General features: G+C 51.9%; 17 protein-coding genes. 3 read left to right on the top strand and 14 right to left on the bottom strand.

Features of this window, described 5'->3' with window-relative positions; translation table 11 throughout:
• Positions 1-96 precede the first annotated feature (96 nt).
• From CIK95_RS02315 to CIK95_RS02300, 3 genes are all read left to right on the top strand, one after another.
• Positions 97-846 carry a response regulator transcription factor gene (locus tag CIK95_RS02315; RefSeq protein ID WP_022309628.1) on the top strand — a complete coding sequence of 250 codons (750 nt, stop codon included), beginning with the start codon at positions 97-99 and terminating at the stop codon, positions 844-846.
• A 16-nt stretch (positions 847-862) separates the two neighbouring features.
• Entirely contained in the window at positions 863-1516 is a 654-nt protein-coding gene (locus CIK95_RS02310; protein WP_022309627.1) for a DUF1349 domain-containing protein, read from the top strand.
• Positions 1517-2425: 909 nt separating this feature from the next.
• A complete protein-coding gene (locus tag CIK95_RS02300; RefSeq protein WP_094466155.1) occupies positions 2426-3391 on the top strand; it encodes a CfxA family broad-spectrum class A beta-lactamase in 966 nt (321 codons plus the stop codon).
• Positions 3392-3483: 92 nt separating this feature from the next.
• Here CIK95_RS02300 and CIK95_RS02295 read toward each other — a convergent pair whose 3' ends face one another.
• From CIK95_RS02295 to CIK95_RS02230, 14 genes are all read right to left on the bottom strand, one after another.
• A complete protein-coding gene (locus tag CIK95_RS02295; protein ID WP_094421562.1) occupies positions 3484-4887 on the bottom strand; it encodes a mobilization protein in 1404 nt (467 codons plus the stop codon).
• A 281-nt stretch (positions 4888-5168) separates the two neighbouring features.
• Positions 5169-6281: a DUF6371 domain-containing protein gene (locus CIK95_RS02290; RefSeq protein ID WP_094389041.1), complete on the bottom strand. Its 1113-nt coding sequence runs from the start codon at positions 6279-6281 to the stop codon at positions 5169-5171.
• A 179-nt stretch (positions 6282-6460) separates the two neighbouring features.
• Positions 6461-7615: an AAA family ATPase gene (locus CIK95_RS02285; RefSeq protein WP_057259283.1), complete on the bottom strand. Its 1155-nt coding sequence runs from the start codon at positions 7613-7615 to the stop codon at positions 6461-6463.
• A gap of 5 nt (positions 7616-7620) precedes the next feature.
• The gene (locus CIK95_RS02280; RefSeq protein WP_007758558.1) at positions 7621-7995 is read right to left on the bottom strand and encodes a helix-turn-helix domain-containing protein; all 375 of its coding nucleotides are present in this window, start codon (positions 7993-7995) and stop codon (positions 7621-7623) included.
• A gap of 210 nt (positions 7996-8205) precedes the next feature.
• Positions 8206-9036: a hypothetical protein gene (locus CIK95_RS02275; protein ID WP_057259282.1), complete on the bottom strand. Its 831-nt coding sequence runs from the start codon at positions 9034-9036 to the stop codon at positions 8206-8208.
• Between the two features lie 242 nt (positions 9037-9278).
• Positions 9279-10397, bottom strand: a complete 1119-nt coding sequence (locus CIK95_RS02270; protein WP_057259280.1) for a site-specific integrase — start codon at positions 10395-10397, stop codon at positions 9279-9281.
• Positions 10398-10537: 140 nt separating this feature from the next.
• The gene (locus CIK95_RS02265) at positions 10538-11473 is read right to left on the bottom strand and encodes a helix-turn-helix domain-containing protein (RefSeq protein WP_094389028.1); all 936 of its coding nucleotides are present in this window, start codon (positions 11471-11473) and stop codon (positions 10538-10540) included.
• 675 nt (positions 11474-12148) lie between these two features.
• Complete coding sequence (locus CIK95_RS12690; RefSeq protein ID WP_144007693.1) at positions 12149-12358, bottom strand: hypothetical protein; 210 nt, start codon at positions 12356-12358, stop codon at positions 12149-12151.
• Between the two features lie 1051 nt (positions 12359-13409).
• On the bottom strand, positions 13410-14900 hold the full coding sequence (locus CIK95_RS02255) for an IS1182 family transposase (protein WP_094466154.1): 1491 nt from the start codon (positions 14898-14900) through the stop codon (positions 13410-13412).
• 585 nt (positions 14901-15485) lie between these two features.
• Positions 15486-15773, bottom strand: a complete 288-nt coding sequence (locus tag CIK95_RS02250) for an ATP-binding protein (protein ID WP_254046061.1) — start codon at positions 15771-15773, stop codon at positions 15486-15488.
• Between the two features lie 125 nt (positions 15774-15898).
• Positions 15899-18190, bottom strand: coding sequence for an SEL1-like repeat protein (locus tag CIK95_RS02245; RefSeq protein WP_094466153.1), 2292 nt, complete (start codon positions 18188-18190; stop codon positions 15899-15901).
• Positions 18191-18348: 158 nt separating this feature from the next.
• Complete coding sequence (locus CIK95_RS02240) at positions 18349-20370, bottom strand: cytochrome c biogenesis protein CcdA (RefSeq protein ID WP_094466152.1); 2022 nt, start codon at positions 20368-20370, stop codon at positions 18349-18351.
• A 20-nt stretch (positions 20371-20390) separates the two neighbouring features.
• Positions 20391-21842: a C1 family peptidase gene (locus tag CIK95_RS02235; protein WP_094466151.1), complete on the bottom strand. Its 1452-nt coding sequence runs from the start codon at positions 21840-21842 to the stop codon at positions 20391-20393.
• A gap of 6 nt (positions 21843-21848) precedes the next feature.
• Entirely contained in the window at positions 21849-22829 is a 981-nt protein-coding gene (locus CIK95_RS02230; RefSeq protein WP_144007692.1) for a caspase family protein, read from the bottom strand.
• Positions 22830-22936 lie beyond the last annotated feature (107 nt).

Below are 22936 nucleotides of genomic sequence, written 5' to 3'. Positions count from 1 at the left end.
TGCTACTGATAAATGACCATTGGCAGTCACTTTTTCTGATTGTCATTTGTTGTTATCCTTGTTATATTCTAATTTTGTAGGCAAAAGCCAGAGACAATGATAGCTATCAATGACAAGCTCGACGAACGGCTGCGCCAACAGATGGACGGCTGTCTGGATGAAGATGAGGAACTGCAGTTCCGCTTCATCGCCAAATCGTATGCGATGTGCGAAAACTCGATTGCCGTATTGAGCAATCTCCGCACCGACAAGAGCCATATATACTATGGCAAGACCAGCGATATCCTGGGCTTCGAGCCGGCGGGCAGCTATGAGAAGATAGACACCATCTGGGAAGAGAAGATACTGAGCCGCATTCACCCCGACGACCAGTGCCGCCGCCATCTGCAGGAACTGGTCTACTATCAGTTTGTGAGCACCTCTCACTCGGACCGGGCCTTCGACTGGTATCTCGAAAACACCATGCGCATGTGCGACAGTCACGGCAGATATCTCCCCACCCGCCACCGCATATTCTACTTCAAGGGCCATGGTCAGCGTGGCGTGTGCTATGCCATCTGTCTCTTCAACCTTGCCCCCAAGACCAGCCATCTTGCCCTGATGCGCAACTCTCTCAGCGGCGAGGAACGGCAGATAGACATCGACGAGAAGCAACTGCTCAGCGAGAGAGAGATTACCATCATGCATCTGGTCAATGAGGGACGCTCGAGCAAGGCCATCAGCGCCTGTCTGGATATCAGCAAGAACACGGTAGACCGTCACCGCCAGAACATCATCAACAAGCTGCAGGCATCTAATATGGTCGAGGCTTGCCACAAGGCCAAACAACTGGGATTACTGGATTGATACAACAACAAATGATATGAAAAAACTATTGGCAATCACCGCGTTTGCTGTTATGGCTATGACAGCTGGCGCACAGAGTCTGAACAAGATGACATGGTTCAACGAACTAGCAAGTTATGACATCAAGGGCAACACCCTGGTCATGGATGTACCCGGTCATTGCGACTATTGGCGCATTTCGCATTATGGATTCACCGTCGATGACGCACCGTTCTATTATGCCACCTATGGGGGTGAGTTTGAGGCCAAGGTCAAGATATCCGGCGACTACAAGGTACGCTTTGACCAGGCTGGTCTGATGATTCGCATCGACAAGGAAAACTGGCTCAAGGCCGGTATCGAGTATGTCGACGGCAAGTACAATCTCAGCACTGTCGTCACCCATCACACCAGCGACTGGAGCGTCATCGCCCTCGACCGCTCCGTCGACCACGTGTGGATCAAGGCCGTGCGCCGTCTCGACGCCATTGAGATATTCTATTCCTTTGACGACAAGACCTACACCATGATGCGCAACTGCTGGATGCAGGACAACACGCCGGTACAGGTGGGTCTTGCCACCGCCTGCCCCGACGGCGAAGGATTCAAGGCCAAGTTTGAAGGCTTCCAGGTAAAGCACCTGCCCGACCAGCGTCGCCTCGAGTGGCTCAAGGCCCACGCCGACAATTGATATTGTACCTCCCCCAGTGTTAAGATGCGCAGCGTCTCTACCCTATGTATACATAGCCAGTATTTACAACCGATTATTACTCAATATTTTATAGATAATAAGTCAGAAATATGGTTGTTATTTTTAATTGCACATTCTAAAAGGTGAAGATTTAACGCTTTTATTGATTATTAACTCAAAAAGGACATCAACTTGGGTCGTTTCTTCTCTTTTCCTTGCTATTCGTTTCCGATATTCCACTTTTGTTTTGGTCTATCTCATATGTACTGCAAAGGTATTGATTTTTGTTTGATATTGCTCCTTGCTTGCTCCTTGTCGTAGATTAATTTTCACACAGGAATTTTTGTTCTCTTTCTATAGGGGCTTGAAACAATCCATTTATTGGAAACAATTAAAGACGGAGCTGGTTTGCCCCAGTGCTTTTTAAGAAACAGGGCAATTATTTTATCTCCACAAAGGCTCTTGTTCCCAATTATGAGGAAAGCCTAATAAACGGGTTCTTACTGATGGGTATTTCGATAAAAGCTGCTTGAAATCTGCAACAAAAGTGTTGCCCATAGAAATGGAGTTAAGCCAATACACCACATAGCAGAGTTGCGGATAAAGTGTTTGTTCACGGAACGAGAAATCCGTAATCCATGTGTTTGGCATACGCATAGGCATCATTGGCTTGACAGGAAAGACCCGATTTGACAGTCTTGAATGATGGGCGCAGCAATTACGAAGTACGGGTCTGGGTACGGATTAAAAGGCTAAGTGATTATTTTCAGTCATTTAGCCTTTTTAATTATCTAATTTTTCCCCACAGCTGTCTATTTATATATTTTAGAAACATATTTTTCCGTAAAGTTATGTACCTTTGTCGGCAAATAAAGATATTCTCGTCAAACAAATATAAATAATATAAACATGGGAAAAAACAGAAAAAAACAAATCGTAGTTTTGTGTATAGCTTTAGTTTGCATTTTCATCTTGGTATTTTCATTGTTCCATAAATCAGCGACAAAAGATAGCGCAAATCCTCCTTTAACAAATGTTTTGACTGATAGCATTTCTCAAATTGTCTCAGCTTGTCCTGGCGAAATTGGTGTGGCGGTTATTGTTAATAAAAAAGATACGGTTAAGGTCAATAATAAGAGTGTTTATCCTATGATGAGTGTGTTTAAGGTTCATCAGGCATTAGCTCTTTGTAATGACTTTGACAATAAAGGAATTTCACTTGATACCTTAGTAAATATAAATAGGGATAAACTTGACCCAAAGACTTGGAGTCCTATGCTGAAAGATTATTCAGGGCCAGTCATATCATTGACAGTGAGAGATTTGCTGCGTTATACTCTTACTCAGAGTGACAACAATGCAAGCAACCTTATGTTTAAGGATATGGTTAATGTCGCTCAAACAGATAGTTTTATAGCCACACTCATTCCTCGTTCAAGTTTTCAGATAGCTTATACGGAAGAGGAAATGTCGGCTGACCATAACAAGGCTTACTCTAACTATACATCTCCTCTTGGTGCTGCAATGTTGATGAATCGTTTGTTTACTGAAGGTCTTATCGATGATGAGAAACAAAGTTTCATTAAGAATACGTTAAAAGAATGCAAAACAGGTGTAGATAGGATAGCAGCTCCACTTCTTGATAAAGAAGGGGTTGTTATAGCGCATAAGACAGGTTCAGGTTATGTTAATGAAAATGGTGTTCTTGCAGCTCACAATGATGTTGCCTATATATGTCTGCCTAATAATATCAGTTATACCTTAGCGGTATTTGTTAAGGATTTCAAGGGAAATGAATCACAAGCGTCACAATATGTTGCGCATATATCAGCTGTAGTATATTCTTTATTAATGCAAACTTCAGTAAAATCTTAAACTGCACTTGCTTTGATAATTAATGATTAGTAATCTAAAAGCACTCTAATCGTTATCGGAGTGCTTTTAGATTACTAATCAAATTGCTTCTATTATAATTTGAATCCTCTACTTTTTCTTTCTTCCTGTTGCGGCACTCTTGCTCCATATCTAAGCCTGTGCCATTGCTCCCTGAACCAGTCGGCAATCGGCTTCCTGTTTATTGTCAGGTTCAGCCTGCTTTCATCGTCAGGGTCATTTTCCACCCTTAAAATATCATCCTTTATATCAAAGTTCCGCCTGTGTTGCTCGGAATAGATTTTACCGCTACATTTCAGGGCTTCTTTTTTGACTATAAGACTTTCAGTCATTTCTTTAGAGAATCCCAGCATGGCACAAAACTTTTCCATGCGCAGCATTTCCCTGAACATCGGAAACCACCTAAAAGCCTTGTCTATGATTCTGGCGAGCCGTGACAGTTCTTTTTCTTTCATGTCAAGTTCCTGCCTGTGCATTTCTCTGAGATTGTGGATTTGCGTATCATGCTGTTTCTGCATCTGCTGTACTTGGCTCTGCAATTTTTCAATATTGGTGTTCCGTTTTGAAACCTCGTCTTGCAGTTTTTCGTTGGCACGTTCCAGTTCTTTCAGTTTTCCACTCCCGAAAAGAGAAGCAACTCCACTAGTTATGGCTGTCGCTGCCGTGGTGGCTGTCTTCTTTAACTTGTCAGTGCGTATTTCTGATTTCACCTGTTTCAGTTCCTGCTCGGCAAGATTTATCTGTTCTTCTTTGTGCCGTTTGGCTGCATCCATGCGTTGCAGTTCAGCTTTCTGCTTCTCAATGATAAAGTCGTTCCGTTCCAGATGCTCCTTACCAGTGACAACCTTTGACTGCCCGCGTTCCATCAGCAGGATGTCGGATGCAAGGGTCTGCATCTGCATCATGTCATCGTCATTGAGCTTTCGGCTCTTTCCTGTTTCGTGGTTCATCCAGTCGAAAACGATATGGGCATGATAGTTCGGCTTGAACCATCTGTCCCCGACTTTGAAGCTTTCCCTGTCTTCCGCTTCCGGCTGACCGTTCAGCCAATGCCCTTCATCCTTGTGCAGGAAGATTTGCAGCGGTGTGATTCCCCAGCGTCTTTGACACTCCTCACCGAATTTACGCACGTCTGCCAGTGTGGTGTCCGACCTGACAAGCAGCACTCCTTCACGTATGGGGGAGCATCCCGCAATCTTGACTATTTTACCGTTCTTGCTTTTGCGTTCACGCTCCTTTTCCTGCATGGCACGTCCGGTCTTTTCCTTTACCATCTGTCTGATATTGTCATAATGCGTCCGCAAATCCGGACTGCCGAAGTCGGGATTTATCCACTGTTCGTTATCGGTGGATAGTTCAGGAACGACATAGATTCTGGACTCTCCGATGTGGCGCATGTATTCGGCAGTCCTCCTGTTGTGAGCCTCGCTCGATGCGATGTTGCAGGGCTTGATATGTATGCTTGATTTTGTTGCCATAGATACTTGTTTTTTGGTTTGTACTTTATTGTTAGCTTTTCCGCTGTCCGTAAACGCATGGGGTTCTTAGGGGTGCAACCCATAAGCGGAGATTGCAAAGAGAGGGTCACTCTTTGCTCTGGGTTCTCAGGGGAGAAACGCCCTGAGTGGGTTATTAGGGTAAAACCCTAATCCTCTCGGGAGAGCCCACAACTACGTAAGCGAAGCGTGTAGTTATAGTGGGCTATATCAATGGCAAGCCATTGTCCGACACTACAACCTCCGGTTTCCGCTCTCCTCCGTTAAGGAGGGTTTCCGTCACCGCTGCCGATTAGGGATGCACTGACCAGCACAAGCCCCAGATCATCTATCAGCTTTTGAAGGGCGGGGTTCTTTCCTGTCATTCTTAGCAGGATTCTTTCCGCTTCCACCAGATGGTCAGCTGTACAATTTATCCTGCTGTCCCGTATCTGGTAAATTATCCAGTCGGCTATGTCGATATGTGCCGCCTTCTGCTCCGGCGTTGCGTTCTTCTCTATGAGGTCAGACACCATCACCTTGCAGAAGGTCATGCCGTCGGCACGCTCTTTCCATTCGGCATAGGCATCGGCATCTGGAAAGAGAAGTAGGGTCCGTCCGCTCAGTACACGGAGCTTTTCCTCCCGCAACTGGCTTTTGCCTCCTGCCGCCAGCCATACATAATCGGGGAAGAGGGCGGAACCGATAACGGCACTCTTCTCGGATTCCACCAGAACCGCCACCTTGTCAGGATAGACACTCAGCAGGTGTTCCCCGAAAAGGCATTGGGAAAGCTGCCATTCCTCCGCCAGCACCCGCTGCCTTTTCAGTATGCTGTGTATCCAGTTCACTGCCGATGCATGTCCGTCCTTTACACGGTGTCCGTCCCCGGGATTGTACTGCATCACCTTGCCAGTCCGCACCTTGTTCTCCCGGTCAATCTGCCAGAAGATGACCGCACCGTCACGGGTAGCTCCCAGACGGTAATCCTCCATCAACCGTTCCAGCACTTCCTTTGCCTTGCTGCCGTAATAGGAATCAAGCAGTACTGAAAGGAAACGGCAGAAGTTGCTATGCACGCTCTGCGATTTCTCCACATAGTGCGGCGGTATGTAACCGATGGCTGTCTGTTGCAGCGGTTGCTTGGGCTTCTGCGCCATACATTGTCTGCCGGAAGAGAAATCACCGGTGGTCCGGCATTCGGGGTGGTCGTGAAAATACTGTCTGGGCGTATAATGATACCCGCAACCGCTTTCGTGGTTGCATCTGCCGACTGACGGGTGAAGGGGCGTACCGCTTTCGTCCACATAGTAGGCAAAGGAACGTCTGTCCCCGCAATTCGGACAGGTATGCCGTGTTGACGTTCCTTTATATTTCTGTAATGAATAGTTGCTCATGACTTTTTTTGATGTTTGGTTTTCTACTGTTGTCCCGCTGTCCCGTCCCCTAAAGGCTGGGACAGTGGGACACTTGGGACACCCCGGGACACTCTGGAAAATCAGGGCCCGGTTTGTATGCTCCCATGTTCTGCAAATGATACGGTCGGCTGGCATACAGCCGTGTGCAGGCTGCTTTTTCATGGTTTGTCCTCCTTTTCATGTCCTGCAAACAGCTCCGCCTGCCTTGCTTCTCCTGCTGTCCCGCTTGTCCCATCTGTCCCATGCTGTCCCACCTGTCCCATTGTCCCGTTCTCCTTGGGACGGGACAGCGGGACAGCAGGGACAGCTGCGTTCCTGTCCTCCTTGCTGCGCTGGATTATCCGGCTGACGGTGGACTTGCCGCAATTGACCTGCGAGGCTATCTCCCGGACTGACTTCCCGGATTGGGACAGTTGCAGGATAAGGCAATCCCTTTGTCCCGATTCGTTGTCACCCGGTTTCTTCAGGTGTTCCTTTTCGGTTGAATAGCCCCTGAACACGAATTGCAGGAAGGCATCCGTTTTCTCAATCTCATAGACAATCACATTGTCGGCATCATACGAGAATGTCCCGTAACGGACCTTAAGCTGCTTCACATAGCGGAGTCCCCCGTCCAGTGCGCTTTTCCCGATGACAAACACGCTGTCAAAGAAATTGTAGAGCCGCTTGCTTCCGGCAAGGTCGTTGGACGTGATGGGACAGTCCAGTGAACGCTTTGGGGTGTGTGCCAGGACAAGGATGGAAAGCCCGTATCTCTTTTTGAGATTGTTGAGCTGTATCATCAGCCGTCCCGCCGCATCGCCTTTCTCCATGGCACAGCACAGGTAAGTAAGGTTGTCAACGATGAAGATCCTGCAGCGGGTCTGCTGTGCCATCTGTTCGATGCTGCCGATGATTGTCCCTTCAAAGTCGGCATCCAGAAGGGCGTCGCTGTCAAGCGATACCCGGTACAGCCTTTCGGGAAAGGTGTAAGGCTTTCCGTACTCGTCGGTATAGCGGAGCTGGAACTGCTTTTCAGAGAGTTCAAAGTCCAGATAAAGCACGTTGTCAGTCCGGGCGATACGGTCGGCTATCTGCACGGCAAGGATGGATTTCCCCACGTTGGAATCCGCAAAGAGGCAGGACAGTTCCCCCTCGTACCAGAAACTGTCCCACAACGCACGGGGCGTGGGCAGCTGCGATGCTTCGAGTATGGTCCGGTTGGCGGTCTTTATGCTCATCACGCCGATATTTTCCGGCATACCGTTCTGCATCTGGGCTGCCCTTGTCAGGTCGCCATGGATCATGCTGATATAGTTCTTGTCCTCTTCCATGGCTTTTACCAGTTACGTTGGCCGGGCTTGCGGCGATGGGAGGAGGACATGGACTCGCTGAGTTCCTCATCGGACAGGGGTACGGGATTCTTGCGGGAGGATTCCAGCCATCTGTCCAGTTCGTCACGGTAAAGGCAATAGCGTTTGCCGGGCTTGGTGGCCGGAATGCTTCCGTCCGACAGTTTCATGTAGAGCGTTCCCTTGGGAATACCGAGATATTCCGCCGCTTCATCCACGGACATGGGGACATGGGTGTCCACCGCCTTTGCATTGTTCACACTGCGCTGCTCGGTAAGCAGGCTTCTCAAGCTCATCACTTCGTCCCGAAGCTGGGCTACGACCTCCGGTAGGTCGTTGAATGTAATCACTGTTTTTTCCATTTGCGTACTCGCCTCTTTTGTAAGGCTTGGCGCAAAGGACCGCAATGATATGGCCGTGAAGATATTCACGGGATGTCATTGCAAAATAATTCCCAAATAACGATGCCCAACCGTGAATGACGGGCAAAGCTATTCGGGAAACAATGAGATACAGGCTGTTACGTGTTGCCTGATACTTGTCGTTATTGTTGTTATATCCCCGGGAAACGGTCAACTGTTCACTTTCCGTGCATAATCTTCGGGATAATGGAAGTCCAGACTGCCGTTTTCGGGTTCGTCAATGGGAATAAGCGTCTTTGACGGATCGACCTTGAAGTTCTTTATGGTCGCTATATCCGTGTCGGCAAACTCACGTGGAAAAAGGGTCTTGATAAAATTGGCACGGTTGTCCCCGTTGTAGTATTTCTTGTACATGAAACGCTCGGAGATGTTCCACACGAAATGGCGGAGCGGAATGTTGGTAATCTCCCTGGTCAGCCGTCCTGTTATCGGCTTGGGCTTGTAGCTGTGAAGGCACATCCACTTGTTGACCTCGGCACAGATATGGTTGACGGTCTCCTTGTCGGCAATACGGGGCATGACGAAGTGGATGTACTCCATGACCATGCGGATCCGTTCCGCCTCTTCCTGCTTCTGTCTGTCCTCATAGCTGGCACGATTCTTTTCGTGCAGTTCCGGGGCAATGGCAATCTCTACCGGTTTTATATCCGGGGTTGCTTCCCTGTTTGTCGGCATTGGTGTCGGAGCTGCAGGTTCATTTGCATCCTGTAGCTGTTCTTCCTGAGCCCTTATGATTCCGGCAGATGCCTTTTTCTTGCTGGACTTGAGTTTCCAGATCTCGTATGAGTCGAAAATGACCGTCTGGAAAGAGAGATAGAGCAGCCAACCGAGAATGTTGCTGCATACAAAGACTATCAGCCTTACAAAATTGTCCTGATTGAAACTTGCGGAGACAATCAGCGTGATAAAAAAGGAAATCAGGCAGATGGCAACGCCGATGAATCCCAGAATGATGTATTTGTCCTTTATCGTTGGTTCCATATCGTTTTTTTCGGTTATTACTTGTAACTGTCAGGTCTTTGCAAATTTAATGGTATTCTTCCAATTATTGCTCATTAGCCTTGGTTGGCGGTTTCTTTTTCAATGTTTTTCACCAAAAGTCCGGAATCATACCAAAATATCATACTATAATGACTTTTTAAGGAATGGTGCCATCAGAAACTGAGGGAGCGGTTAAAGCCTGCACGCAATAACCGCTCCCCCTGAATATCCTGAAACAAGGCCTATGCTTCCTTGTGTTTCAGGGTTATCTTGTCCACCACCTCGCACATCTGTTGTGCAGCCATCTTGGAATAGATTTGTGTGGTGGTAATGTTCTTGTGTCCCAGACAGGCTTGTATGACAGCCATGTCCGTGCCCATTTCCACGTGCAGGCTTCCGAATGAATGCCGGGTACAATGGAAGGTTATCTTCTTGGTTATGCCTGCCGCCGACAGCCAACGCTTCAGGGGCCCCTGCAGCATCTTGTCCTTGAAGCCCTCAAAGATAAGTCCTTCATGCCGTTCCCCGAGCAGTCCGTAGGCTTCATCACTGATGGGGTTGTGTACAATCTGCTTCGTCTTCTGCATACGGGTGGTCACGAACATCTTGCCGTTGGTATACGGCTGTATCTGCTGCCAGGTAAGCTGCCTGATGTCGCTCTTCCGCAATCCCGTCAGGCAGGCGAAAAGGAAAGCTCTTTTCAGAACCTCTTCCTCGCATGGCGTTTCGGCAAGCCGTATCAGTTCCTCCTGGCTCAGATGCTCTCTCATGGTGGGAATACTCTCGATACGGTCCAGAAAGCCGTTGGGATTCTCCTTTATCTTCCTGTCACGGTAGGCCGTGTGCAGGACGGCACGGAAAGCCGACCAGTAGCCCGCCGCAGAATTGATATGCAGCTTTTGGTTGGTATGTATGGTCTGGGGAGCGTTCAGCAGGTACTCCATGAACTTGCGGCACAAGTCCACGTCCACCTCTTCAAAGGTGCATTTGCCATTTACAAACCGTTCAAAGTGTTTGTAGACGTGCTGCCACTTGATATTCCTTCTGTCTGCCAGTTCCTTGAAGTAGGCGAGGAAATCCCCTTTCATCCTGGCCTTGTCAAAGAAGCCGTTGTTCTCGTTGAAGATGGCTTCGTAACGCCTGTTGCGGAGTATCTCTGCCTTCTTCATCATGCGTGCGTTGAAGTCACGCTCCTGCTGGTTGGCAGGTTTGGCAAAAATGTAAATACCCAGAGCTTCACGTGTTATCACTTTCATGGTGGTGTTGTCACGGTAGCCGGGATAATAGTCCAGACACAGCGAATACTGTGTACCGTTCTTGATCTTGCGCTTGCGCAAGGTTACTGTCTTGCATTTACTCATATTGATGATGTTTTAACTGGTTGTACATTTCCGGAGGTGTCTCCGTGTTCACGGTGGCAAAGGAACAACGTGAAACAGCCGTGAATATCTCCACGACAATCATTTTAAAATAATTTTCGAGTAATGGCGGTTGCTTGCGGTTATTTGTTCCTTTCAGCCATGACACGCTCCACGTCGGAGCGTAGAAGCAGGTTCTTCACGCCGACCTTTATCTTTTCGATGTGCCTAACCTTGACGATATGGCAGATGTTGGCTGAGGAAAGTCCGTAAATCTGCCGGACCTGTTCCACGGTGTAATAACGCTCGTCGTTCACAAGGTCGGTTCTGCGGAGTTCGTCCAGATGGGACTTGGAGTAATAGGTGCGGCCGTATTCTCTTTTGGTCGGTATCCTGTGCCGGTAGGCGTATGCCCGGAGTGCGGCAGGCTTCATGCCGAACTGCTCTTCCGCTTCTTCGGTCAGGAGCCAGTCGGTGATACTGTCCATATCAACAGCCGTACCGAAGAACTCGTCAACATGCTTCTTGCTGTAATAGTTCTTTCCAGCGATACGGCAGATGGAAATGCGATTGCGTTTGGCGGTGGTATAGAGCCATGACTGTTTGACCTTATAAAGGGACATCACCTCTTCACCGGAATAGAAGTCCGGCACTTCATCGGTTACCTTTTCCCTTTTTTCTTTTTTCGCCGGGAAGGAAGATGAAGCGGATTTTTTCGGTGTGGAAGTGCTGCCGGGCAGGATGCGGTGGTAGGGATTGCTCTCCAGCATCCGCTCGATGTCGGCTCTGCGGATGAATGCCATGCGGTTGCTGATGCGTGAGGCTTTCAGCTTGCCCATGGCTACAAGTTTATAGATGTACTGTCGGGAACAGCCCATGAGTATGGCTACTTTGGAAAAGGTGAGATACTCCTGATGCTGTATCTCCATGATTGGCCGGACGGCTTTGAAGAGGTTGTTCTTCTGTGTCATTCTGGCTCGCCGGGCTTCCGCCTGACAAGCCTCGCTGCAATACCTTTGCATTCCGCTGCAGGTTACAAAGGACTTGCCGCAAAAACTGCATTTTCGGGTTGCTTTCATACTGCTTTATCGTTTACTGGTTCATTTCTTCAATCCTATATTCCTGAAGTGGTGAACGGATGTAAACGGCAGTCAACGGTTGTCGCCTTTCTACACGATGTGACCGTCACTGAATGTCGGGGCGGATATTGTCGCTTGTCGTAAACGGTTGTAAACCCTTGTCAACTGTCTGCACGGTGTGACAAAAAACAAGCCCCGCAAATTCTCCACGTCAGAAATACGTCTCAAAAATATGTGGAAATTTGGGAAGCATCAAAAAGCAGCCGAAAAGTGTTAATTTTTAGAATGTACTGATAATTAAATGTTTATGTTTGGATATTTCTGATTGTTTTTGGTTGTTCTACGCTTCTAAATACATAGCCAAAATGCAACGCTGTAAGTGTTGCGTTTAGCCGTAGGCGTTATGTGTCTCATGCGCTTCGATATTCTCTGGATATACTCGCATAAGAAGCTACAAAAAGATTTGTGGCTTTTCAGGGCTTCGCCCTGTGCGTCCGTGTGTGTCGTGTAATATCTCGAGAGCGAGCTCTCGGATATTCCCCGCCACCCCCAGCCGCGCCTGCCTGATGGCAGGCTGAAAAGCCGCAAATACAAAAAGTCCGCCGTTGGCGGTAAAAAAAAGTCCGGCTTGCGCCGGTACAAAAAGTGATTAGCTTTTTTTCCTATCGGCAGGTGTCAATCAGATGGAATAACACAAGCAACTGTTTTTTTACCGCCAACGGCGGACTTTTTGAACGGCCAACGGCCGCTTTTTTTTACCGTGGCTGCTGTTGTCGCCATGCAGCGCATGGCGTTGGGGATGGTGGTGATGACAAGGAGGAAAACTCGTTTTCCGACTGGCGTCGCTACCGTCACCAAAAAGGCGAAGCCGACAACAGCCGTCATGGCTTTTTGTGTTTATATCATCCTATATTATATCCTGCTGTGGGTAACGCCTACGGCTAAACGCAACACTTACAGCGTTGCTATGTTAGCGGGTGTCTTACCCAGGGTAGCGGGCCATGCCCGCAATCCTGGGCTGTGGAATCGCAACTCTTACAGAGTTGCAGTTGGGTGCGTACCATCCACGATGGATTTCCCACATATTGCCATTGGGTGCGTACCGTCAACGATGTACTTTGGGTTAAAGCTTCATACGGAGAACCTTATAATAATACCTCATGGCATGCCATGGGGTATTATCGTTCTTATCCTCATGACACCAGCCTTGCCGTGTTTGTTGCTTCCTCTCATAAAATTCACAAACCACGGAATTAAAATCCATATTTTACGGAATTTTAATCCACATTTTACGGAAAAATGCTTGTTTAATGTTCTTTTAGAGTTGCCGTTGTGGGCGTGCCATCCACGATGGATTTGCTGTATGTTGCCGTCGAGTGCGTGCCGGCATCGGTGGATTTCCCAGCTCGTTTGTCCTTGGCAACTCTGTAGGAGTTGCGATTTCCCAGCCCAGGGTTGAGGTGCGCAGCGCCTCTACCCTGGGTAAGCATACATAAAAGAAATGCAACGCTGTAAGTGTTGCGATTAGCCGAAGGCGTTACCCGCAGCAGGATAATAGGCAGGAATGGGTTGGTGGAAATAACAAGATTGAGTATAACGCCTACGGCTAAACGCAACTCTTACAGAGTAGCCATATTAGTGGGGACATTACCCAGGGTAGCGGGCCATGCCCGCAACCCTGGGCTATGTAATCGCAACTCCTACAGAGTTGCCAAGGGAGGCCCCTCCCCATCCCTCCCGAGGGCACTGAAAAACTACCATTATTTCCATTTTATCGGCGTGGTCAGGCGTCATTATCGGGCGTTTACGAGGCGTTCTGGCTACGATGTGTGGTGAGAGTAAAAAGCAAAAATCGTCCCCGAGAAGGGCTTGGAACGCTTCCAAACGGCTTTCTCGGGGACGTTTTGGCTGATATGTAGGTTTCCCTACGTTTTTCTTACATTATTCTGATTATTCGCTTCAGATTTGCGGCAAATATGGCCATTGCGCCCTGCAGTTCCATACTGGCGAGTCCGTACGACATGGCTCTGTCGTACCCGAAGACATTCTTTAGCTCTGCGTTTTTGGCTTCTATCATGTACCGCTTACGTTGCAGGTAAACAAACTCGCTGGTCTTCTCGTATTCCATCTGCTTCTTATGCGTATTTGCCAACACCCTGACGCTATAGGTCTTCTTCTTGGCTCCCGGTTTGTAGCACCCTTCCCTTAGCGGACAGACCTTGCACCTCTCCACATCGAAACTGAAGACGATAACGGGGTTATGGTATTTTCCTGGGACATTGGTCTTCTGCTGCGGTTTTGACCTGGAAACGGCCATGTGTCCGGCCGGACAGACGAACATTCCGGCATCCTTGTTATAGTCGAAGGTAGCGCCCTTCCTTGTACCGTTGCTGATGACAGGGTTGAGTGGTGAACAGAGTTTTATATCCTTGTTTTCATTTTCGTTTTTATCATTTATCATATCCAGATTTGCCTTTGACGAGTAGGCTGTGTCGCCGATGATGGTGTCTATCTCGACTCCGTTTTCCTCGGTCTTCTCGACGAGCCGTTCCAGCATCTTTCCGTCATCAGCCTCGCCGGAGGTGACATCTGCCGCCACGATGATACGCTCTTCGCTCATGACCAGATGGGTCTTGTAACCGAAGAAGCTGCGCGACTTGGTCTTGTGCCCGATACGGGCGTCGGGATCCTTGGATGTTACGTACCGGATTTTGGCGTCGGCGATGATCTCCTTGAGCAGGTTCAGACGCTCCGACACGGCCGGCATGGCGACCAGCGGAGGGGCAGCCTCGACGGCGGCCACATAGTCGACCGCCGTGGACAGTACCACCGGGAACTTCTTCTTTTCGGACAATCCGTGCAAGTCAGGCAATTCAGGCAGCTTGAAACTTTCATTGATGGAGTGTACAATCCGTGTGGTCTGTTCCATCTGGTATGTCAGATAGTCGGTGGCGTTGACGGAATTTGACCTTGACAGCGAATGGGTGGCATCTACGAAGAAGCGCTTCGACTGTATGATGCCCTTCTCCAGCGCGACGCATACGGTCTTCTTGATCAGCATGTCCATTATCTTCGTATCCTTCAGCCGCTGCCTGCGGAACTTCGACAGCAGGCTCGGGTCTATCAGGTTCGTCTCTTCGGGGCATAGGCCGAGGAAATACTTGAATGAAAGGTCGGTCAACGTGCGCTTTACCACATCCACATCCGAGATACTGTAGATGGTCTTCAGGAGGAGATACTTGAACATGCGTATCGGGTCCTCTGCCATACGGCCGTTGTAGGAACAATACTTGTCCTTGAGCTCGTCATAGACGAAACTGAAATCCACGAGTTCAGTAATTGAACGCAGAAGATGGTCCTGCGGGACTAACAGGTCATACAACTCCGAATAATTGCTGAATTTTATTTGCTTTTGCTGCTGTAACATATGCCTTTATTTTATGTAAAGATACGAAAAAATATTGACATATGCAACTATTTACCCATCTATTATCCAGCTATTTGCAGGGGATGGTGGACTTTTTCAGTGCCCTCCCAAGGGGAAGGAGATTGATAGCCAAGGGAAGCCTCTCCCCAACCCTCCCCAAGGGGCGGGAGTCCCTACTTGCTGTGTTTAAGGGCGTTTGATGTGGCTCCTTCCCCTTGGGGAAGGCTGGGATGGGGCTTCTATGTTGGCTGGTACGCACCCCCGACAACTCTAACGGAGTTGCGTTTACATAGTCCAGAGCTGCGGTTGCCCTCTCCCCTTGGGGAGAGTTGGAGAGGGGCTTCGGCGTTCTATCTCCTGTCCCACTACACAAAGCGAGGGGCCACCCGCCGCTTTCCTCCTACTTGGTGTGGACTGCTGGCGAGGCCCCCTCGGTGTTCATTGTATTAGATTATGGGCATCCTGTCTGACTGGGATGCCATTATGGATTGGGAGAGATAAAGATAATTGCTACGTATAGGGTTATCCCGCTTCTATTGTGACAAGATGAGAATGGCGGGATAGCCCTACGAGGTATATCATAGATTAGTTGGTAAGTATGTTGCGACATTTCTTGACGGCATGCCATAGCCATGCGGCGCAGAGGGCACGAAGGACGAGCGGGCCGTCGACGGGAAAAACGGCGAAGACAAAGGCTGTCTGCGCATTGAGAAGCATGAGGGTCTGGCGGATGTTGATTTCGCGCTCCAGAACCATCGAATAATAGCGACTCAGTGCCACCAGCGGCATGCGTACCGCTGCTGCGATTCTACTGCTGATGCTCTTGAACTCAACTGCTGGCTGTGCCGAGGAGATAACCATTTCTCTTTTCATATTGTAATGCTTTAGGTGTTGTTTCTACACGCAAAAGTATTGCAATAGTTTGCACAAAAGGTTCAAAAGCACAACTTTGTTAGTTAAATGTTATCTTGCTATAACAATTGTTAACTAAAACGCGCCTATAATCCACACTTACGCAGCAGTTTGGCTGCGCGGTCGTCGTGCTGGCGATAGGCTCTGCGCATCATTTCGACGCCGTCGTCGTAGGAGTATCTCCTGTTGTCGCATCGGCCCTGGACTATCATGTAGCCATAGAGAGCGTCGGCGTCAAAGTGTGGATAGCCGCGGTAGTCGCGCACTATCTCGAGCAGCTGTTGCGCCTTGCGGTCGTAGGCATACGAGTTTAGCCCGATGTAGATGTCTGCCAGATTGACACAGGCCATGGACGTCCTGACCGTGAGGGAGCCGTTACCCTCTATATCGAGTTCTTCGACCATGTCTTCATAGTATTCGCGTGCCTGTTGATAGTCTTGGCGGCCGTATTTTGGGTCAAAATGCATCAGACCCAATAAGGCGAGCGCCCTGGGCTGATATTCCTGACACCGGCAGAGTAGCTCGTAGGCCTTGTCGTAATCCTCCGCCACCGGCAAGCCATAGATGAGCGCCACCGCCTGGCGGAACATGGCATAGTAATACCCATGCTCTGCCGCTATGGCAAAATAGTGGTATGCCCGTCGGTTGTACCAATCTTGGCTGAAGTGCTCTTCCAGCTGTCCAATCTCATAGTCCTCGTAGTTGGCGAAGCACTCGTCGAAGATATTAGCAAGCCTGAACTCAGCCTTGCCCCTGTCGCTGCCCCTGTAGTCATTGCCGATGAGTATCGCGATGTCGTGGGCTGCGCGGGTGTTGTAATAAGGCGCGTTGTAGTTGTCGTCGCCTTTACCGTCCATGAAGTAAACCCACGCCAGCTGCACGAGCACGTCTTCGTAGAGGTCGCTGCCGCCCACGTTGTTGGCTATGGTCGAGACGCAGCGCCTGAGCAGCGTGCGCGCAGTGTCATACTCCTCGTTGTCTATCAGCTCGTCGGCCAGTTTCCTGACATTGACATCGTCGAAGCGGAAGTCCAGGTCGATACACATCTTCATGTTGTCTATCATGTACTGCGCCATCCTCTTGCGAGCCGCTACGGGACAGAGTTTGGTCATCATCTTGCCCGCCCTGGGGTGGAATCTGTGGTACGCCTTATCCCACCAGTCCATGGCACGCTCCTTGTCCTGCTCGCATCCCAGGCCTTTGGCGTAGCATCGTCCAAGGATGCCCATGCAGTCGATATTGCCCTGGTCGGCACCTTCACGATAGGCGGCGAAAGCCTGGTCGTGGAGCCCCTGCAGAGTCAGTGCCCTGCCTCGGTAGACCCATGCGTCGTCGTAGCCATTGCGGGCGGCGCGGTCGAACCACAGCGCAGCCACCCTGAGGTTGCGCGCCTCACCGTCGCGTCCCTCCATGAGCGTCCATCCCCTTCTTACCATCTGGTAGGGAGTCATGCCCTCGGCCTGTCGATCCACCTCGTCTTCGGGGAAGTAGCCAGCCATTATCTCGTCGATGCCCTCGTAGCCATGGCTCTTTGCCATGAGCAGAAACTGTCGGGCTCCGGCTTCGTCCTTTGCCCATCCTCTGCCGTAGAAGAGGTTGTTGGCGAGGTTTACCATAGCTATCTTGTTGCCCAGGTTGGCAGCCTTGAGATACGCCTCATTGGCCTCGCTCATCCGGTCTTGCTCTGCCAGTATCCAACCGATGTTGCACCAGGCGCCATCGTAGTCGCGGCTGGCGGCGGCATAGTAGCAGCGCAGCGCCAGTACATAGTTCTGGTTGTAGCCGTTGGTGCCGTTGGTCCAGTTGCAGCCTCTGTTGAACATATCTATGGTCGTCATGCCCTGCCACTCTTCTTCGGTCATCGGTCCGAACCATTCGGCCATCAGCCGCTGCGCCTTCTCGTGGCCGTTGTCGGCTGCTGCCTTGAGGTTGCGGTAGCAGAAATGGAGCAGCGGGGGATTGGCTTGCGCCTCGGCGTGCTGCTTGACGGCGAGGGTGTAGCGGGCAGGGATGTAGCCCTTGTTGGCAGCCTGCTCCAGCCAGTAGCGGGCATCCTTCGGGTTGGCTTCACACCCGAAGCCCGAGCTGTAGAACGAAGCCAGGTTGTACATGGACTGCGCATCGTTCATCCGCGCGGCGTGGAACGTCAGGTCGTGACACCGCATAGCGTTCTTCGCCGTGCCCCAACCGTGGTAGTAGCAGAGTGCAAGATTGTGGAAAGTGCCCACATAGGGGTCTTTCTGCCACGCCTGCTCATAGAGCCTTACGGCCTCGGCATAGTCCTTGAGGTCGTACTTCTGGGTAGCACTGGTGTAGAGTCGCTTGGCGGCGTCGGCATTGGTCTCGTTGTAGGGGTTGGTAAAGTCGGAAGTGCTCATATATATAATAAGGTAGGAAATAGTTATTTTGACAAAGATAGATATAAATCCCCAACTCGTGGGGATGATGTATGTTAAATATCAATAAAAGGCCCACGCCGATGCTCCTCATTGCGGGGCTGTCGGCGTGGGCCTCTATGCGTGGTGGGGGGTTGGACCTATCGGCGATAGGTGTTCAGACCCTGCTGCAGATAGTCGATATAGGCGGCCACATCCTCCTTGAAACCATAGGCATGGTTGAGCGGACGGCCGTCGTTGTCGATGGCGATGTAGTAGGGCTGGGCGTTGGCGCCAAACTTGCTTGCCTGCAGATAGCTCCACTTGTCGCCGACGGTGCGCAGGGTTTGCTGCTGTCCGTTGAGGCTCACCTCGACGGGTTCTGCCAACGGCGTCTTGTCATCTACATAGAGCGAGATGAGCACGTACTGGTTGTTGAGCATATCTGCCACGGTGGGGTCAGTCCATACGGCAGCCTCCATCTTGCGGCAGTTTACGCAGCCGAAGCCGGTAAAGTCTATGAGCACCGGCTTGCCCTGTGCCTTGGCAGCCGCCATTCCCTCTTCATAGGAGTGGTAATGGGCTTCTACGGTCTTGGTGTTGAGGTTGAAGTCCTGGGTGTTGATGGGTGGCGCAAAGGCGCTGATGGCCTTGCAGGGCGCTCCCCAGAGTCCGGGCACCATATAGATGGCGAAGGCTATGGCGCAGAGTCCTGCCATGATGCAGGGCACGGGCATGGGCTTGTCTATCTCGCCGCCCACAGCGTCTTCCTGGAACTTCAGCTTGCCGATGAGGTAGAGGCCCATGGCTCCGAAGATGACAATCCACAGCGAGAGAAACACCTCGCGGTCGAGCAGATGCCAGCCGTAGGCCAGGTCGGCGACGGAGAGGAACTTCAGCGAGAAGGCGAGTTCGACAAATCCCAGCACCACCTTGATGGTGGTCATCCACGAGCCCGACCTTGGTGCCGATTTGAGCCACGAGGGGAACAGCGCAAAGAGTGTGAAGGGCAGAGCCAATGCCAAGGCGAAGCCCAGCATGCCTATGGTGGGTGCCAGCCAGTCGCCGGTGGTGACAGTCTGCACCAGCAGCAGACCTATGATGGGCGCGGTGCAGGAGAATGATACCAACACGAGCGTGAATGCCATGAGGAATATCGAGATGAGACCTGTGGTGCTGCTGGCCTTGCTGTCTACGGCGTTGGCCCAACGGTCGGGCAGCTTGATTTCAAACCAGCCGAAGAAGGAGAAGGCGAAGACGAGCAGCAGCAGAAACAGAATGACGTTGAACACGGCGCTGGTGCTGAGCTCGTTGAGCTTGCTCGGGCCGAAGATGGCGGTGATGAGCAGGCCCAGACCCAGATAGATGACGACGATAGACAGACCGTAGGTCATGGCGTCCTTGATGCCCTTGCGGCGGTCGTCCTTGGCACGCTTGAGGAAGAAGCTGATGGTCATCGGGATGATAGGCCAGATGCAGGGCATGACGAGGGCGAGGAGTCCGCCGATAAATCCTACGATGAAGATGTACCACAGCGAGTGGTTGGCTATGTTGGCCTCGCTGTCTAACGCCTCGAGCTGCTCGGTCACGGGCTGCCACCAGAGGGTCTCGGTGCTGGCGGTGACGGGAGCCACGGCGCTGTCGGCAGGAGCCACAGTGCTGTCGGCCACGACTGGGGCTGCCGCCTCGGCCACTTCGGCAGCTGCGGGCTCGGTGGCAGCAGCCACGGCGGGCGACTTGCCACTCTTCTTGAGCGCTACCTCACCCGGCGGCAGACAGCTCTCGTCGCTGCACACGCCATACTCCAGGTAGGCGTCGATGGTGTAGGTCGGCCTGGTAAACCGTATCTTCTGGACAAACTGTGCGGTGCCTTCAAAGTAGCGCACGTTCATGCCAAACATCTGGTCGAAGTGGCTCTTCTCCTTGCCGCGGGGCATGAGCTTGCCCACGAGTTCTATACCGTCGGCCTTGTTGACATGGAACGAAGCCTCGGTGGGACCGCTGCTGCCCAGGTCGGTCGAGTAGATATGCCAGCCGGACTCGATGCGCCCGCTGAACACTATCTCTGCCTCTGCGGTCTTTCCGGTCTTGATTTCGGCGGTAAACTTTACGGGGTCTTCCATTTGGGCCATGGCTGTGAGTACCATCAGGAGCATGGCGCCCATTGCTATTATTCTCTTCATTTCTTGTAAGTGGTTGTTGCTTATTGGTGTTGGATATCTATGAATACGGGAACTACGGTGGCGGTGCTCTCAGCCTTGAACCCTATCTGCCCGGGGGTGTAGGTGATGGCCGAGGCTGCTACGGCGCGCGAGCCCAGAGCCTGTCGCACGCGCTGGCTGAAGGTGCCTGCCGACCTCTCTGCCTGTGCCATCAGCGCCTTGATGTCTATGGGCTTGGCCGAGTAGATGACGCACACGTGGTCGGTGCCTCGGGTGTCGTCCATCTCGATATACCACTTCTCGTCGGGTATGGCTATGTTGCTCGAGCTGTAGAGTAGGGCGGGGCTGATATTGTCGGTCGGCGGGAACACACGCGTCACCTTGTTGGTGATGTCCGAGCCGATGATGTAGACATAGGCGGGGGCGCTGTTGGTGACATACAGGCGGTAGCGGGTACCGGAGATGTATGCCGACTTCATGCGGTAGATGCCAGCGTTGAGCGTGGCTGCCATAGTCTCGCCGGTGGAGAGCTGGAAGCGCAGAGAGCCTGCCAGCTTGTAGGTGGGTACGACCGGCTGGGGGCGTGGCTGCGGTTTGGGCTGTGGCTGCGGCTTGGGCTGGGGTTGAGGCTGCGGTTTGGGTTGTGGCTGCGGCTTGGGCCTCTTGGCCACATACATCTCAAAGGCATAACGGGTGTTGTCGGCAAAGTCACGATACTTCACCCAGGTATAACCGTTGTTGCCCCATGTGGTGCCCCAGCTGTTGAGGATGAGGAAAGCGCCGCCGTACTTGTAGTCGTCGTAAGCCACCACACACATGGCGTGGCCGCCGCCGTCATTGTTGGGCTCGGTCTTGACCCACACGTCCTTGCACTTGAAGAACGAGTTGGGCACCGACATACCGATGATGACCGGCATGTCTTGCGACAGCGCCTTCTTGACCGTCCTCACCTTCTCATCGTAGGTGTCGAAGGGGTAGAAGAGGGTGTTGTAGTCGTCTATAGTGTGGTTTCGCGCCTTGTCGAAGAGTGCTGCGGGGATGTAGTCGGCACAGAGCACGTTGAAGTCTCTGAACTTGGGCGCGCCCTTCTCGGTGAGCAGGTCCAGGGCGTCCTGTATGGATGTGCCGTCGCTGCATCCGGGCTTGTTGCTGCCCTTGATTTGCTTGTAGACGAATATGGGCGAGAACGCCTCGCGGTCTATCACTATCTGCGATGTCCACCCGTTGCGTATGGCGTCGGCTATTGTGCGTGCAGCGTATGATGTGGCCCAGCTGGTGCAGGTTCCAAACTGTCCCTGGTTGCGGGCGACGGGGCAGAAGCGCCTCAGAGAGTAGGCCTTGGGCAGCACGGTGTAGTCGCGGGTAAGCAGGGTGGCTTGGCGCGGTATGCGGGCGTAGGCGTCGTCGTCGAAGACCAGTCCGGTGCCATATTCGCTCTGCGCCATCATGCCGGTGGCACAGAGCAGGGTTATGAGGAGTGATGTAATTCTCATGTCTGTCTACTTGTTGTTGAAGATAAAGTCTCCCTGGAACAGCGAGCTGGAGTACCAGGGCGTCTGCTGACGGTTGGTGGCGGTGAACACGCTGGCGGCGACACGCTTGAACACCGTCTCGATAGACAGTCCGGGCGTGTCGAGCGTCTGCAGCAGTGCTGTAGTGTATGGACTGTTGCGGTTCTGGCCGTCGGCAGCCACGCTACCTGGGCTTGTGGCGTAGGAGATGAATGTTCCCACGGGCGCATTGACAGCCGAGAGACCCCTGTCGGCGCTTCCGCGATACCAGCTGCGCTCAAAGGGGTTGTTGCGGCAGGCGTCGAGAGCGATAATCTTCATCTTGCAGCCCGACTCGTCGAGCTTGTCGAGCACGCGGCCCAAGTCGGTACACTCATACTCCACATCGCTCGCCGAGTGCATATTGGCGTTGATGGGGATGAGGTAGTTGGCGCCCTTGTACTGTATGCCGTGACCGGCGTAGTAGAACATGGCGGCGTCGTAGCCCTGTGCGCGCTGTCCCAGCTGGTTGATGGCGTCGTCCATCTGCCGTTTGGTGCCGTTCTGGAGCAGGATAACCTCGAAGCCCAGCGTCTTGAGCTTGGCAGCCATATCTGCGGCGTCGTTCTGCGGGTTGGCGAGCCGCTGGGCGGGGTATGCCGAGTTGCCTATGACGAGGGCGATGCGCTTGCCCAGGGTCGCCGTCACCGGCTTGGTGGTCTGGCGCACTACGGTGCGCTCGGAGGTGGCGGTGCCGTCGGCATTGGTGGCGCTCACCTTGATGATGTTGCTACCCTCAACGAGGGGCACGGTCTGCTCGATGCGCATATCCGAGCCATCGTTGGTCACTGCCTTGATGCCACGATACATCTGACCGTTGACATAGACATGTGTGGCGGTAATCTGGCTCTTTGAGCGTATGCCCACCGATATCTTCACGCTGGTCAGCGTGGTGGTGGCGGGGAGGGTGGTCCAGGTGAATGTGGGCACAGCCTTGACGGTCCCCCCGGGGGCGGGCTTGGGGTGGGGGTGTGGGTTTGGGGGGGGGGCGGGGGGCGGGGGCGGGGGGGGGGGGCGGGCGGCGGGGGGCGGGGGGG

The sequence above is a fragment of the Prevotella sp. P5-108 genome, assembly GCF_002251385.1.
Taxonomy (GTDB): Bacteria; Bacteroidota; Bacteroidia; order Bacteroidales; family Bacteroidaceae; genus Prevotella.
This window is presented reverse-complemented; position numbering and strand designations above follow the sequence as displayed.

Excerpts from the sequence above, each read along its gene's own strand:
- CIK95_RS02315 (WP_022309628.1), top strand. The coding sequence starts at position 97 with ATGATAGCTATCAATGACAAGCTCGACGAACGGCTGCGCCAACAGATG.
- CIK95_RS02310 (WP_022309627.1), top strand. The coding sequence starts at position 863 with ATGAAAAAACTATTGGCAATCACCGCGTTTGCTGTTATGGCTATGACA.
- CIK95_RS02300 (WP_094466155.1), top strand. The coding sequence starts at position 2,426 with ATGGGAAAAAACAGAAAAAAACAAATCGTAGTTTTGTGTATAGCTTTA.
- CIK95_RS02295 (WP_094421562.1), bottom strand. The coding sequence starts at position 4,887 with ATGGCAACAAAATCAAGCATACATATCAAGCCCTGCAACATCGCATCG.
- CIK95_RS02290 (WP_094389041.1), bottom strand. The coding sequence starts at position 6,281 with ATGAGCAACTATTCATTACAGAAATATAAAGGAACGTCAACACGGCAT.
- CIK95_RS02285 (WP_057259283.1), bottom strand. The coding sequence starts at position 7,615 with ATGGAAGAGGACAAGAACTATATCAGCATGATCCATGGCGACCTGACA.
- CIK95_RS02280 (WP_007758558.1), bottom strand. The coding sequence starts at position 7,995 with ATGGAAAAAACAGTGATTACATTCAACGACCTACCGGAGGTCGTAGCC.
- CIK95_RS02275 (WP_057259282.1), bottom strand. The coding sequence starts at position 9,036 with ATGGAACCAACGATAAAGGACAAATACATCATTCTGGGATTCATCGGC.
- CIK95_RS02270 (WP_057259280.1), bottom strand. The coding sequence starts at position 10,397 with ATGAGTAAATGCAAGACAGTAACCTTGCGCAAGCGCAAGATCAAGAAC.
- CIK95_RS02265 (WP_094389028.1), bottom strand. The coding sequence starts at position 11,473 with ATGAAAGCAACCCGAAAATGCAGTTTTTGCGGCAAGTCCTTTGTAACC.
- CIK95_RS12690 (WP_144007693.1), bottom strand. The coding sequence starts at position 12,358 with ATGACGGCTGTTGTCGGCTTCGCCTTTTTGGTGACGGTAGCGACGCCA.
- CIK95_RS02255 (WP_094466154.1), bottom strand. The coding sequence starts at position 14,900 with ATGTTACAGCAGCAAAAGCAAATAAAATTCAGCAATTATTCGGAGTTG.
- CIK95_RS02250 (WP_254046061.1), bottom strand. The coding sequence starts at position 15,773 with ATGAAAAGAGAAATGGTTATCTCCTCGGCACAGCCAGCAGTTGAGTTC.
- CIK95_RS02245 (WP_094466153.1), bottom strand. The coding sequence starts at position 18,190 with ATGAGCACTTCCGACTTTACCAACCCCTACAACGAGACCAATGCCGAC.
- CIK95_RS02240 (WP_094466152.1), bottom strand. The coding sequence starts at position 20,370 with ATGAAGAGAATAATAGCAATGGGCGCCATGCTCCTGATGGTACTCACA.
- CIK95_RS02235 (WP_094466151.1), bottom strand. The coding sequence starts at position 21,842 with ATGAGAATTACATCACTCCTCATAACCCTGCTCTGTGCCACCGGCATG.